Below are 13,150 nucleotides of genomic sequence, written 5' to 3' on the forward strand. Positions count from 1 at the left end.
CTCCTCTCCGCCCCGGCCAATCAGAGCTTGTATTTCCGCAGCAGCGGGATCCCGATCCGGTTCAGCACAAGATGCAGGAACGACCAGCCGGCCCTCCGGTGCCAGGGCAGATGGGCATCATACACGGCGCTGTACTCGATGTCGGAGACAGCGCCGCGATTGCGCTTGAACTGAGCGGCCCCGGAGCTCTCATGCAGCAGATGCCCGCTCGAGCCGGCCGTCCGGATCAGGACCGCGGACAGCATCCGGTACAGGCCAAGCTCCTGCGGCAGCGAGGTGTCATAGCCGAATACAGGCGTCGTCATGATCCCATTGCGGCAGAAATACCCCATGACCCCGTCGATCCGCCCCGTCTTCCGGCTCCGCAGCGCCTGGAAGCGGAGCAGCTTCTCCGTTCTTGCCAGCTCGAGAAACGCTTCCCCGAATTGGGGATTGTCGTACGAGTATTTCTCCAGATACAGCATTCGGTAAAGTTCAGCAAGCCGCGGCATATCTGCGCTCTTCAGCTCGTCGTGATCCATGACCTCGTAGCCGCTCGATGCCAGCAGAGCGTAATCGCGCTTCACCAGCCAGCGGGCCTTGGCGTTCATCGCAGCCGGGTTCGACGGCTCCAGGAAATAGATCTGGCGGCTCGGAACAAGCCGGAAGCCCTCCTGCACGAGCGCGTCCAGCAGTTCCCCGTGGTTCGTGCGGTTCAAGGAGCGCAGCACGAGGCCGTAATCCGGGAAACGCTGCTTCAGCGTCTGCGCGACGGCCTTCAGCTGATCGGGAGAGCAGGACGGGTACAGGTTGGTGGACACCATCCAATTGTTGATATGCGCCGTCCGGTTGAAGCGGCTCGCCTTCAGCAGACCGCCCATCACCGTCAGCAGCCCGGAGAGCAGCACGCGGGCCGCGCGGGAGCGGATCAGATGCAGCTCCTGCCGGGCGTAGCTGACATAATGCGTATAGGGCGAGCAGACATAGGAGTTGCCGTATTCCGCCTCGTTCAGCGTCACCGGCAGCACCTGCTTGCCCGCCTGGACGACATAGAGCCTCGTCCGGACATTCGGAATGAAGCCCTCCACCGACTGCTCCAGCATCGGCCGCAAAAATCGCTCCGCGTACCGGCCATCCTCTGTTTTCGGCCACGGGATCTTCTCTGCAGAATCCCGTTCATACAGCGTGATCTCCGCCGCTCTGCTCAAGCTCGAACCTCCTCTCTACCCGGCGCAGCTTGCGGTCTCCGGGAGCATGCCGATAAGCCGAGAAGGCTACATGGGGAGGCTGGCTGCCCGTCCGTTCGCCGAGCGCCCGCAACGCCTGCAGAATCGCCGACTGCGACGCTTCCCGGTGACGGTCGTCCACCTCTAGAGCCAGCTCCATCTCGCCCGGGGCATGCTGAACGGCGTGGTAGGCCGTCACCTCGGAGGCTGCAGCCACGATCGCCCGGGTAATGAAATCGGGGAATATCAGCACCTGCCGGTCGCCGCTTACGGACGGAAAAGCAAACATATCGTCGCAGCGGCCTTCAATCCGCTCGATGGCCAGAAAGGGCGAGCCGCAAGGGCAAGGCTCCTGCCGCTCCGTCAGCAGATCGTTCAGCCGATAGCGGACAATCGGCTGTGTCAGGCGGGAGAAGTCGGTCAGGATCGGCACGAACTTCCCGGCCTCGCGGTCAACATATTCCTTTTGCATGCAGACGACATCCTCGTTGATATGCAGCGTGCCATGGGCGCAGGTGGCGCCCAGGAAGCCCTCCGTGCACTGGTAGACCTGATGCAGCCGCTGACCGAAGGCCTTCTCGATGATTCCCTGGTCCAGGGGATCGAGCACCTCGGCTACGGACACGAGCTTGTCCGGACGGATCGACAGCCTTCCTTCCCGCTGCAGGTCCGCCAGCAGGCGCAGCATCGAGGCGGGAGCGACGAGCAGGCTCGGCTGCTGCTGCTGAAGGCGGGCGACGAGCTCCGCAATCGGGTCCAGCAGATCGTAGAAGCGGAATTCGATGTTCCGGCTGCCGACGGAGCCGTACAGATTGCTGTCCGCCCTCAGAAAGAAGGCGATGCGGTGGCGGCCGAGCAACGGTCCGGGCAGCACCTTGGCCAGCACCGTCCCCGCCCACGCCAGCCGCTCCCTGCGGCTGACCAGGAACAGCCCCCGGCTTCCCGACGTGCCGGAGGAGAGGCCGACCGTCACGTCGCCGATCATCGGCGCGAATTCGCGCGTGCGCTCCGCCCTCAGCGCCAGCTCCATGGCGGTCTCCTTGCGGATCCCTGCCGTATTCAGCTCATCCAGGCGCTCCATGAACACGCCCTTGTCGATGACGGGATACGACCGCCAGCCATCCGGCGAGCCGTCCCGCCACAGCTCCCGGTAAAAGGGAGAATGCTTGCGCACCTCGCGCAAATGCCGCCGGACCCGGCGCTCCTGCCAAGCCTCCAGCCGGCTCCGATCGCGCAGCATGACGTTCTTGAGATAATTCGTCTTGATGTAATGGCTCAGGATCAGCCAAGCATCCGGCAGCTTCATGAACCTTCTCCTCCTTGGACGTCCTTCTCCCAGATCTCGGGACAATGCGAAGGGATGATGCGCAGATCGGGCATCCGCCGCTGCAGCCGGACAAGCCGGTCCAGGCTGTCGGCGTACGCCTTCCGGTCCGGCATGATGAGGCCGGCCAGGAGATGGGGCGGCCGGTTGCCGCGGATGGCCGCGCTCGACCAAGCCGCGTCCGCGCAGAGGAGATGATCGCTCTCCTCCGTCGACAGCAGCAGCCCGATCTGTCCGTCGGCATGGCCCGGCAGCGGCACGGCCAGCAGGCTGCCGTCGCCCAGCACGTCTGCGGCATCGGAAAACGGGTAGGCTTCCGGCAGCTTGACCTTCTTCCGGGGGTCGATGGCTTGCGAACGCTCCAGGAAATCGGCCGGCAGCAGACCCGGCAGGAAAGCGCGGCGGACGGCTGAAATTCCCCGCAAATGGCGCACCTTCTCGTACGCCTCGGCTTCATAATAGAATCGGGCATTCGGGAAATCCTTCAGCCCGGCGATATGATCGGCGTGGAAATGGGACACGATGATGCCGTTGACCTGCTCCGGCGCGATGCCTCTGGCGGTCAATTGCCGGGCAGCGCTCTCCTCGGCGCGGAAGACGACGGGCGTCGTCATCCGGTACAGCCGTGCGGGCAGCTTGTCCGTCTCCGTCAGGAACCGGGAGGCATAGCCGGTATCCCACAGCAGAATGCCTGCATCCGGATGTTCGATGCAGGCGAACAGCGCCGGGATGCGGATGGCGCCCCTTCCGCCGCCGCGAATGGTGACCCATTCCGGGTGCTTGCAATAGCCGGCCGCATGCAGCGTCAGCTTGACCTTCTTGGTTGTCGGCAGCTTAACGTCCATGATCGCGCTCCTTCCACCACGCTGCAAATGCAGCCAGTCCTTCGTCGATGCTTGCGCGCGGCTCGTAACCGAGCTCGCTCCGGGCCGCTCCGATATCCAGCGTCTGGCTGCGGCCGATCATGCCGGCAGTCGCCCGCGTCAGCATCGGCTCGCGGCCGCCGGGAACGGCAGCCGCTGCGAGCTCCATGAGCGCCGCCGCCGCGTAAGCGGCCGGGAACGGCAGCTTCTTGGCGCGCATCGGCTCGCCAAGCGCCCGGAACAGTCGCTCCGCCGCCTCCGCAAATGGAATCGGCTCCCCGTTTGTAATGTGATACACGCGCCCGGATAGAGATTCCGGAGCTTGCCGGGCGAGAAGCAGCGCGTCCACAGCATTGTCGACATAAGTCAGGTCGATCAAAGCCCGCCCGCCGCCGATCATCGGAAGCCGGCCGGCGGCGTTGACCTGAATCAGCCGCGGCAGAATCGACGTGTCGCCGGGACCGAAAACAGCCCGAGGACGGAGAACGATCGCGGACAAGCCCGCTGCGGCGGCATCCAGCACCGCTTCCTCGGCCATCCGTTTCGTAGCGGCGTAAGGGCTCGCTTGGCGGGCCGGCAAACGGTCTGTCTCCCGCACGTTCAGGCGATGCGAAGAGCCGAAGCATACGCTTGGCGTCGACACATGGACAAGGCGCGCCGTGCCATGCCGTCTGCAGCCCGCGATTACATTCGCCGTGCCTTGGACATTCGTCTCCTGGAAATCCCGATACGGCCCCCAGGAAGCCGACAAAGCGCCGCAGTGGAACACCGCCTCCTGGCCGGCGCATGCCTGCATGACATGCCCGCTGTCCCGCAGGTCTCCCTTCAGATAGCGGATTCCCTCCTTCTTCAGCCTCGCGCCGGCCTCGTCGCTGCGGCCCATCGCCGTCACCTCCCAGCCGGCATCGCGAAGACGGGCAGCCAGGCGGCTCCCCAGAAATCCCGTCCCGCCCGTCACCAATGCCTTCATACCAGCTCACGCCCGTTCCATTCGATGTCGCAGGTTGCCGCTTCAATCAGGCTCAGCCCTCTCCTCCGGGCCGTCCGCTGCAGCTCCCTCGCCAGCAGCAGCTGCTCCAGGGCGGGCCGGGGATCGGACCAGCGGAACGTCGCGTCGCCCGCTCCGAGCCAGCGCGGCAGCCAGTGCCGCCCCGGCTTGCCCCGCAGCCGGCCGCTCAGGCCTGCGGCCAGCATCGGCAGCGCCAGCATGACGCGCTTGTCCGGCCGAGGTTCGACAGGAGCCGAGGCCGAACTTGCCTGCGGCAGCAGCAAGGCCTCGGCTATGCCGGGGTTTCCAGCCAGCAGATGGATGCCGCTGGTCGTACGCGGATTGCATTCGATCGGCATCAGGCTGCCGTCCTCCTGCTCGATCAAGTCGAAGGCGAGCTGCCCGGTGAACCTCTCCAGCTCCGCGAACCGGGCTGCCCAGGCCTGTGCGGCGGGGTGGCGCAAAGGCTCGAAATAAACGCTCGCCCCGCCATAGGCGGAGAGCTCGGAGGCGTAGGCCGCATGAGCGGTCACCTTGCCGTCGTGAACGATGCTGTAGGTGCAGATTTCCCGTCCTCCGATATATTGCTGGGCTACCCATGGATAATGGCCCGTCCCCAGCTCGGATGCCGCCTCCACCAGCTCTTGGCGGCTGGTCGCGATCCTGACCTTGGCCGCGAAGCGGGAGTATTCCGGCTTCAGGACGCAGCCTCCCGAGGAGAGCATGTCGCGGAAGGAGGAGGAATGCGCGAAATCGCGCCACTCCTCGGGCTTGCTGATCCGTACGGTCATGGGCACGTTGAAGCCCAGACGGCCGGCCGTGCGGATGAACTCCGCCTTGCTGTGCAGCCTCTGCAGCTGGGCCAGCGGCGCCGTGAACACGGCGCACTGCGACCCGAGCCGCTCGCGGCTTGCCGCAACGAAAAAGAGCTCCTCGCAGGTCGGAATCAGGCTGTGTATTCCCTCCTGTGCGATGATCTCCTCCAGCGCGTCCGCAAATGCGGCAGGATCCGCGGCGGGCGAGGGAACCCGGCAGCTGCGCTTCACGGACCGCGATACCCGGCACAGATGATGCCGGGTGCTCTCCGCGGCGATCACCTCGCAGCCTGCAGCTGCCAGCAGGCGTGCCATCTCCAGCGCAGCCGGAGCCCGCCCCCCGGTCAGAAGCACTCTCTTCCCTCTGAGGCCGTCAGTAGACAAGATCGATCGCTCCGATCGAAAATCCGGCCGATGTCCCGAATAGCAGGATCCGGTCGCCCCGCTGCATCCTGCCCTGCCGGATCGCCTCGTGAAGCGCCATCGGGATCGACGCTGCAATCACATTGCCGAATTCCGGCGTAATGTTCATCAGCTGCTCGTCCGAGATGCCCAGCTTGCGGCTCAGCAGCCTCATCGCCATCGCGCTTCCCTGATGGGGGACGACGAGACGGTAGCCGCCGATCGCGCTTCCCGTCGCTTGGAGCACGCCCTCCATGAAGTCCGGAAGCAGCTTGTAAGCCATTCGGAAGATCGCTTCGCCTTTCATATCGAAGCGGAACTCGGAGTCGTTCTCCTCCTTGTACTCGCCGGCATGCAGTCCGCTGCCGCCGCCCCGAATCTCCGAATGATGCGCCCCTGCGCTGTATGTATTCATCGCCGCATGCAGGATGCGGGAGGCTCCTTCTCCAGAGCGCTCGACGACGACCGCGGCAGCTCCGTCGCCGAACAGCGCCGCGCTTTCTTTTTGCTCCCAGTTCAGCCCTTTGGAAGCAACCTCCGTTGAGACGAGCAGCACCCTCCGGTATCGTCCTGCATGCACCATATAGGACATCACATCCATGCCGGCCACGAAGCTCAGGCAGGTGGAATTGATGTCGAAGGAAGGGACCCCCGATTTGCCCTGTCCGAGAGCTTCCTGGATCAGCGATGCCGTACATGGAATCGGCTGCTGCATCGTGGCGCTGGTACATACCAGGCAGTCGATGTCGGCGAATTCGAGCTGCGCCGCCTCAAGCGCCCGCTTCGCCGCAACCGCCCCCATTTGCGAAGCCGTTTCGGTCCCGACAAAGCGCCGCCGATGGACATTGGTCTTCTTTCTCACCCACCCCGGCTTCACCTGCAGGCGATGGTCCATTTCCGCATCCGTCACGAGAATCTCCGGCAGATAAATCCCCGTCCCCGCTATTCTTACCTTCATATCCGTCATGGTGTCCCCCGCTCGCATTCGGACCGCATGGCCCTTCCGCTCTCTTTTTAGCTATGGGGCAGGCAGCACGCCTGCGCTCTGCCCATACTGATGAATCCTACTTTTTACCCATCTATTGCCATAATAGAACATTTTGTCGGTTTATGTCCTTGAATTCGGCCTAAAAGCCTCCGGCAAGCAAGAGGATTTCGTTTCGACATTGCGATTCGAGAGCTGCCGGCTGCGGCAGGCAAACCCAAAAAAGGCATCCTCTCGGATGCCTTTCGAATTTCTTCTCGCGCGCATGGCCTGCATGCAGGATGAGCTGGTCGCGGAGACGATAGGAGACGATCCTAATCAGCTCTGTCCCCGTCAGCCGTATCCCGCTCCACTTCAATCAGCTTGAACTGCGTCACATCCGCCAGCCCCCGGTTCGTAATCCGGATTTCCGGAATGACCGGCAGGGCCACCAGCGAGAAGGTCATGTAAGGAGCATTCAGGGAGCAGCCGATCGCCTTCCAGGCTTCCTCGAGGCCGGCCACCTCGGATACGACTTCCGGCAGCGATTTCTCCGACATCAGCCCCGCGATGGCCATCGGCACCTGCGCCAGCACCTTCCCGTCCTCGACCACGATCATGCCTCCGCCGATCTTCACGAGCTCATTGGCCGCGAACGCCATCTCCTGCTCATCCACGCCCATGACGAGCAGGTTGTGGCTGTCGTGAGCCACCGTGGAGGCGACAGCCCCTCGGGTGATGCCGAAGCCCTGCACGAAGCCCAGCGACACCTGGCCCTTGCCGTGATGCCGCTCGATGCAGGCGAGACGGATCGTGTCCTGCCGGATATCCGGCAGGATGACGCCGTTCTCTACGGGGAGCTCGGCGGCAGCCTTCGCGGTCCGCGCGCTGTTCTCGATGATGCGGATGACATGGACATGGGCAGCCGTGGAATCGAATCGGCTGGCCAGCCTGAAGTCTTCCGCCGCCAGCTCGCGGCCGACATGCATGGACTGGCGGATATGGGGCGGATACACGAATGCCGGGAAGCATTCCTTGCGCAGCTGTCCTTGATCGTAGACAACAACCCCGTCCGCCAGCACGGTCGACGCCGTCATCCGCTCCAGATCGTCCAGCAGCAGGATATCCGCACAGCGCCCCGGCGCGATGCTGCCCAGATCCTGTTCGCATTTGAAATACCTCGCCACATTCACCGTCGCCATCTGGATGGCCGTGACGGGCTCCACGCCTTCCTCCATGGCCCGCCGGACGACATGGTTGAGATGCCCTTTCTCCATCAGCGTCTGCGGACTGACGTCGTCGGTGACGAGAGAGATGTTGCCCGTCGGCACCTTGTCCTCGGTCACGACCTTGATGACTTCCTTGACGTCATGCCAGGCGGAGCCTTCGCGAATCATGAGATGCATGCCCATCCGCAGCTTCTGCAGCCCCTGCTCCCGGGTGACGGTCTCATGATCCGAGGTGACGCCAGCGGCGAGATAGGCTTGCAGCATGCGGCCGTCCTCGCTGGGGAAGTGGCCGGTGACCGTTTTGCCGCTCTTGATCGTAGCCTCGATCTCTCCCAGCATGACGGGATCGCCATAGACGACCCCAGGGAAATTCATGACCTCCCCGAGCCCGACGACATTGTCCCAGGCCAGTCCCTTGGAGATGTCCTCGACGCCCAGCCTGGCTCCGGCATCCTCGAGATCGAGAGTCGCCGGAACGCAGGAGGGAAAGGTCGTGAACACCTTGAGAGGAAGCTGCTGCCCCTCCTCATGCATCAGCCTCACGCCCTCCGCTCCGAACACATTGGCGATCTCATGCGGGTCCATGAAGATCCCGGTCGTTCCTTTGGCCAGAGCTGCCTTGGCGAACTCGGTCACGGACAGCATCGTGCTCTCCACATGCATATGCCCGTCCAGCAAGCCGGGGCAGATATACCTGCCCGCTGCATCGATGATTTGCGTCCCGCTTCCGATGGCATGCTCCGCGTTCCCCACGTACGCGATCCGGCCGGCGGCAATCGCAACGTCGACATGCTCCAGCAGCTCCCCCGTATGGACGTTGACCAGAATCCCATTCCGGATGACGACCTCGGCCCCCGCCTCGCCCCGGGCTACCCGGGACAGCAGCCGGCTTGCTTCATGCAGCGGCGTTTTTTTTCCAGCGCTCATCCTGCTCCTCCACTCCTTCAATACGCAATCCTTCCAAATATTTAGCTTGTCACGATATCCGCTGCCCTATGCGACCCTCTCTGCCGCGCCAGCTTGCAGGCGAGCGGTGGGATCGCATGACGGCGGTCAGCCGGCATGCAGCTGCTCCAATGCCAGGACGGGCAGCCCGTTTTAAGGCTGCAGCCGTCCCCGCAGATAGGCTGCCAGCTCGCGCGCAGCCTGTTCATGCGCCGCGGCGCCGGGATGGCTTCTTGCGCCCGTCGTCTCCTCCGTCATGGCGGGAAGCTGGAACACCGATACCTTCCGGTCGCCCGAACGCTTGATGTAGGCATCGACAGCGCGGTAGATGGCCGGCATCATCGGCGTCCCCAGCATGCCGTAGGCCCAGACGATATAGGCATCCGGGTTGCAGGAGCGGATCGTCGAGAGGAAGCTCTCCGCCGCCGCCTCGAAAGCCTTCAGATCCTCTTCGTTGAAGGTCCCGTCCTCGTTCAGACGCTGCTTGTAGATCTTTCCGGTCTCCTCATCCTTCCACTCGGGCGAGTAGAACGCGCCTCCGTCGTTGGTGCCCAGATTCACGACCACGGCATCCGGCTGCCAGGAAGCGAAGTCATAGTCGCGGAAGGCGCCGAGAGCCGCATTCCTCTCTCCCGTCAGAAGGCCGCATACCTTCCGGTAATGCTGCGGAATATTGCCGTGCGGATTGTTGTCCCAGCTCGTCAGGACGCCCCATCCGCTCTGGGAAACAATCCGGCAATCCGCATGGAGCATTTCCGCCGCCAGGGCTGCATAGGTGCGCGTGCCGCTGAACCACATCGGAATCCAGTCCGCTTCCTCCCTGCCCCCGATCGCTCCCTCGCCGGAAGTGATGCTGTCTCCGATGAACTCGATTTTATAGGGCTTGTCCTCGACGGGCAGGAACTTCCCGTCGAACCTGACCGCATGGATGTGCAAGGAGCAGCGCGGATCGCCGCTCATCGGCTGCACGTCCTTCACGATGCGGACGTTCTTCGCCGTCTCTCCGTTCATGCCCCGGAACAGGCAGACCCAGTGCCTGCCGACCGTAATCATTTGCCTGCCGACCGGCACCGAATTGATCAGAATGGTGATCCACGGCTCGTATTGGCCGTAATCGGCCTCAAGCTCCACCCATAGCTCGGACCCCTGGGCCTGGAGCTCAAGAGCGCTTCCGCTCCAAAATAAAGTAAGCGGGGAGAGTTCCCCCGTCGTTCGGCCATGCACTTTGGCATGCGGTAGATCGGATAAGGCCTGTACAGGTAATTCGTTCATCGTCTGGTCCTCCATCTGCGGTTCCGTCGTTAGCTCCAGTTTACTCCCAGACCCGGCCTGATGTCGCCCTGCAAAAGGAAAAAACCGCTGCCTGCCAAAATCGGGAGAGCACGCGGAGCGGATGCGCCGGGTCCCCGGACCTAGACAAACAGCCCCGTCATGACGACGGGGCTGTCAACAAAACCGATGCCGCACCATTCGCGGCGACGACCATTTTAAATCGATCCTTACCTGACTGCTTGAGGACTAGGGCTCAGTCCAAGCGTTCTTGCCGTTGAATCATGGATGTCGCGGATAAGCTCCGGATTGCCCATCAAGGACAAGCCGTACGAAGGAATCATTTCCTTGATTTTCGGCTCCCACGATTTAATCTGCTGAGGGAAGCATTTCGCCAATACCTCCAGCATGACCGGAACGGCAGTGGAAGCGCCGGGGGACGCGCCGAGCAGAGCGGCGATCGAGCCGTCCGCGGCGTTGATGACCTCGGTGCCGAATTGCAGCGTTCCTTTGCCGGCTGCCGTATCCTTGATGATTTGCACGCGCTGGCCGGCTACGAGCAGGTCCCAATCCTCGCTTTTGGCGTTCGGAACGAACTCCCGCAGGGCGTCCATCCGCTTTTCTTTCGACTGCATCACTTCCTTGATCAGGTACGTGGTCAAGGATGCGTTTTTCACGCCTGCCGCCATCATCGTGACCAGGTTGTGCATCTTGACGGAGGTGACGAGATCAAGCATGGAGCCGTATTTCAAAAACTTCGGCGAGAAGCCGGCAAACGGTCCGAACAGCAGCGATTCCTTCTTGTCGATGACCCTGGTATCCAGATGCGGGACCGACATCGGCGGAGCGCCAAGCGGTGCCTTGCCGTATACTTTGGCATGGTGTTCCGCGACGACTTCCGGCTTCTGGCACACCATGAACAGTCCGCTGACCGGGAAGCCGCCGATGCCCTTCCCTTCCGGAATGCCGGACTTCTGCAGCAGATGGAGGCTGCCGCCTCCGCCGCCGATGAAGACGAACTTGGCCGTGCGGCGTTCGACCGCGCCGCTGTCGACGTTCCGCACTTTGAGTTCCCACAAGCCGTCGCTTGTCCGCTTGATATCGTCGACGTTCTGCTTGTAGTTGATCTCCACGTTCCGGCTCTGCAGGTTGGCGAACAGCATGCGCGTTAAAGCGCCAAAGTTGACGTCCGTTCCGGATTCAATCCTGGTCGCCGCTATAGGCCCCTTCGTTGTCCGGTCCTTCATCATCAGCGGAATCCATTCCTTCAGCTTCTGCGGATCGTCGGAAAATTCCATTCCATCAAAGAGCGGATTGGCCGACAGGGCGTCGAACCGTTTTTTCAAAAAGGCGACATCCTTCTCCCCTTGCACGAAGCTCATATGGGGAACCGGCATGATGAAGTCCTGCGGGTTGGCGATCAGCTTGCTTTGGACCAGATAGGACCAGAACTGCTTCGATACCTGAAATTCCTCATTGACGCCGATCGCCTTGCTGATATCCATCGATCCGTCCGGCTTCTCGACCGTGTAGTTGAGCTCGCACAGGGAGGAGTGTCCCGTCCCCGCATTGTTCCATTCGTTGGAGCTCTCCTCGCCTGCGGTCGCCCGCCTTTCGAGCACGGAGATGTTCCAGTCGGGCGCTAATTCCTTGAGCAGCGCCCCTAAAGTCGCGCTCATGATGCCTGCACCAATTAAGATAACGTCTGTTTGGGTTTGTGTTTTACTCATTTTAACCTTCCTTACACGCTGATATTTGAAGAAAAAGCAGCTCTTTCGGACAAATTGCATAGCAAGCAAGGCGCGAACAGAGTCCCGCCGCCAGTTCTGAACACCGTGACCAAGATTATCTGCAGATTAAGATATTTACTATTATATAATAATGGGAGGCGATAAGCAGGCCGCTAAATGTGGATTTAGCGGACGGTATTCCCCATCTTAGCTTAGTATTCCAACCCGGGCATTTGAATATAGATTCCCATGTCGGAAAGTTGGCATTGTATACAATTATACGGACTCTCCCAGTAGGAGTCGAGCATAATGTCTATAAAAGAATCACGCTAATAGGGCAAAATTCGCAGCAGCCTGCCGAACAGCGTCGGGCGACGGCTCCTAATGCCCCGATTCGCGCCATTTCACGCCTCTATCGCGCCTTGAGAAGCGGTCTTTTTCCTCCATTTCGTCGACAAGAAAAAAATCGCCTCCGCTGAACCAGCAGAGGCGATTGGCATTCAGATAGGGCCGGAATGGCGGCGCGGAACGTTCAGAAAGCGGAAGTCCAGCCCGCGTCGGCGGTGACGACCGTTCCATTCAGGAAGCTGGAATCGTCGGAGGCCAGGAACAGGGCTACCTTGGCGATCTCCTCCGGCGAGCCCGCGCGGGGAATCAAGCCTTGGGACAGCTGGGTGCGGCTGATCCCGAACTCGTTCATGTTCTTCATCGAGGACTGAATGTTGGTCATGACCGCCCCCGGAGCGATCGCATTGCAGCGGATGCCCTTCTGCGCATACATGAACCCGGTGTTCTTGGTCAAGCCGACAACCGCGTGCTTGGATGCCGTGTAGGCCGCGCCCGCGTGCGCTCCGTTGTATCCGCCGGTGGAGGCGGTGTTGACGATGACGCCCTTGCCTTTCTCCAGGAAGATCGGAATGGCTTTGCGCATGGCCCGCATGACGCTCTTGGTGTTGATGTCGAAGATCAGATCCCAGCGCTCGTCGGCAATGTCGCCGGCCGGCTCGAAGCCGTCCATGATGCCCGCATTGTTGACGAGGATGTCCAGCGTGCCGTATTCGCTCACGGCGGTGTCGATCATGCCTTCAATGTCTTCCAGCTTCGATACGTTGACTTGAAGGGCCTTGGCCGTGCCGCCTTGGGCGACGATTCCCTGGGCGACCTGCTCCGCGCCCTCGAGGTTGAGATCGGCGACAATGACCTTGGCGCCTTCCTTGGCATACAGCTCGGCAATGGCTTTGCCCATGCCGGAGGCGGCGCCGGTTACGACGGCAACTTGATCGTGGAGTTTCATGACAGGATCGCTCCTTTTATCTACTAGGATGTCAGCTGGCGGATAGGCCTATCCATCATTCGCGAATTTGTACACCACCAGTGTAGTCCTCTATAATTTAAGGATCAATATGCAAAAAACTT

General features: G+C 61.8%; 10 protein-coding genes. All 10 read right to left on the reverse strand.

The annotated features are described in order from the left end of the window. Window positions 1-20: 20 nt before the first annotated feature. Window positions 21-1,187 carry a hypothetical protein gene (locus VE23_RS16105; protein ID WP_049868542.1) on the reverse strand — a complete coding sequence of 389 codons (1,167 nt, stop codon included), beginning with the start codon at window positions 1,185-1,187 and terminating at the stop codon, window positions 21-23. Then, complete coding sequence (locus tag VE23_RS16110; RefSeq protein ID WP_049868543.1) at window positions 1,156-2,511, reverse strand: F390 synthetase-related protein; 1,356 nt, start codon at window positions 2,509-2,511, stop codon at window positions 1,156-1,158. The genes VE23_RS16105 and VE23_RS16110 overlap by 32 nt, the downstream gene beginning before the upstream one ends. After that, window positions 2,508-3,374 carry an MBL fold metallo-hydrolase gene (locus VE23_RS16115; protein WP_049868544.1) on the reverse strand — a complete coding sequence of 289 codons (867 nt, stop codon included), beginning with the start codon at window positions 3,372-3,374 and terminating at the stop codon, window positions 2,508-2,510. The genes VE23_RS16110 and VE23_RS16115 overlap by 4 nt, the downstream gene beginning before the upstream one ends. After that, entirely contained in the window at window positions 3,364-4,362 is a 999-nt protein-coding gene (locus VE23_RS16120; protein WP_049868545.1) for an NAD-dependent epimerase/dehydratase family protein, read from the reverse strand. The genes VE23_RS16115 and VE23_RS16120 overlap by 11 nt, the downstream gene beginning before the upstream one ends. After that, window positions 4,359-5,579 (reverse strand): hypothetical protein, encoded by a 1,221-nt coding sequence (locus VE23_RS16125; protein WP_157053980.1) that lies wholly within the window; start codon window positions 5,577-5,579, stop codon window positions 4,359-4,361. The genes VE23_RS16120 and VE23_RS16125 overlap by 4 nt, the downstream gene beginning before the upstream one ends. Then, on the reverse strand, window positions 5,569-6,564 hold the full coding sequence (locus VE23_RS16130) for a beta-ketoacyl-ACP synthase III (protein ID WP_049868549.1): 996 nt from the start codon (window positions 6,562-6,564) through the stop codon (window positions 5,569-5,571). The genes VE23_RS16125 and VE23_RS16130 overlap by 11 nt, the downstream gene beginning before the upstream one ends. 332 nt (window positions 6,565-6,896) lie before the next feature. Continuing rightward, entirely contained in the window at window positions 6,897-8,717 is a 1,821-nt protein-coding gene (gene ade / locus VE23_RS16135) for an adenine deaminase (RefSeq protein WP_049868550.1), read from the reverse strand. Between the two features lie 171 nt (window positions 8,718-8,888). Further along, entirely contained in the window at window positions 8,889-10,007 is a 1,119-nt protein-coding gene (locus tag VE23_RS16140; protein WP_084781545.1) for an SGNH/GDSL hydrolase family protein, read from the reverse strand. A 227-nt stretch (window positions 10,008-10,234) separates the two neighbouring features. Further along, window positions 10,235-11,734 (reverse strand): malate:quinone oxidoreductase, encoded by a 1,500-nt coding sequence (locus tag VE23_RS16145; RefSeq protein ID WP_232312966.1) that lies wholly within the window; start codon window positions 11,732-11,734, stop codon window positions 10,235-10,237. Between the two features lie 532 nt (window positions 11,735-12,266). After that, window positions 12,267-13,028, reverse strand: a complete 762-nt coding sequence (locus VE23_RS16150; protein ID WP_049868554.1) for an SDR family oxidoreductase — start codon at window positions 13,026-13,028, stop codon at window positions 12,267-12,269. Window positions 13,029-13,150: the final 122 nt, after the last annotated feature.

The sequence above is a fragment of the Paenibacillus sp. D9 genome, from assembly GCF_001188365.1.
Taxonomy (GTDB): Bacteria; Bacillota; Bacilli; order Paenibacillales; family Paenibacillaceae; genus Paenibacillus_O; species Paenibacillus_O humicus.

Bases quoted from the DNA above. Each gene is read 5' to 3' on its own strand.
- VE23_RS16110 (WP_049868543.1), bottom strand. From the start codon at position 2,511: ATGAAGCTGCCGGATGCTTGGCTGATCCTGAGCCATTACATCAAGACG.
- VE23_RS16130 (WP_049868549.1), bottom strand. From the start codon at position 6,564: ATGACGGATATGAAGGTAAGAATAGCGGGGACGGGGATTTATCTGCCG.
- VE23_RS16140 (WP_084781545.1), bottom strand. From the start codon at position 10,007: ATGAACGAATTACCTGTACAGGCCTTATCCGATCTACCGCATGCCAAA.
- VE23_RS16145 (WP_232312966.1), bottom strand. From the start codon at position 11,734: ATGAGTAAAACACAAACCCAAACAGACGTTATCTTAATTGGTGCAGGC.
- VE23_RS16115 (WP_049868544.1), bottom strand. From the start codon at position 3,374: ATGGACGTTAAGCTGCCGACAACCAAGAAGGTCAAGCTGACGCTGCAT.
- VE23_RS16120 (WP_049868545.1), bottom strand. From the start codon at position 4,362: ATGAAGGCATTGGTGACGGGCGGGACGGGATTTCTGGGGAGCCGCCTG.
- ade (WP_049868550.1), bottom strand. From the start codon at position 8,717: ATGAGCGCTGGAAAAAAAACGCCGCTGCATGAAGCAAGCCGGCTGCTG.
- VE23_RS16150 (WP_049868554.1), bottom strand. From the start codon at position 13,028: ATGAAACTCCACGATCAAGTTGCCGTCGTAACCGGCGCCGCCTCCGGC.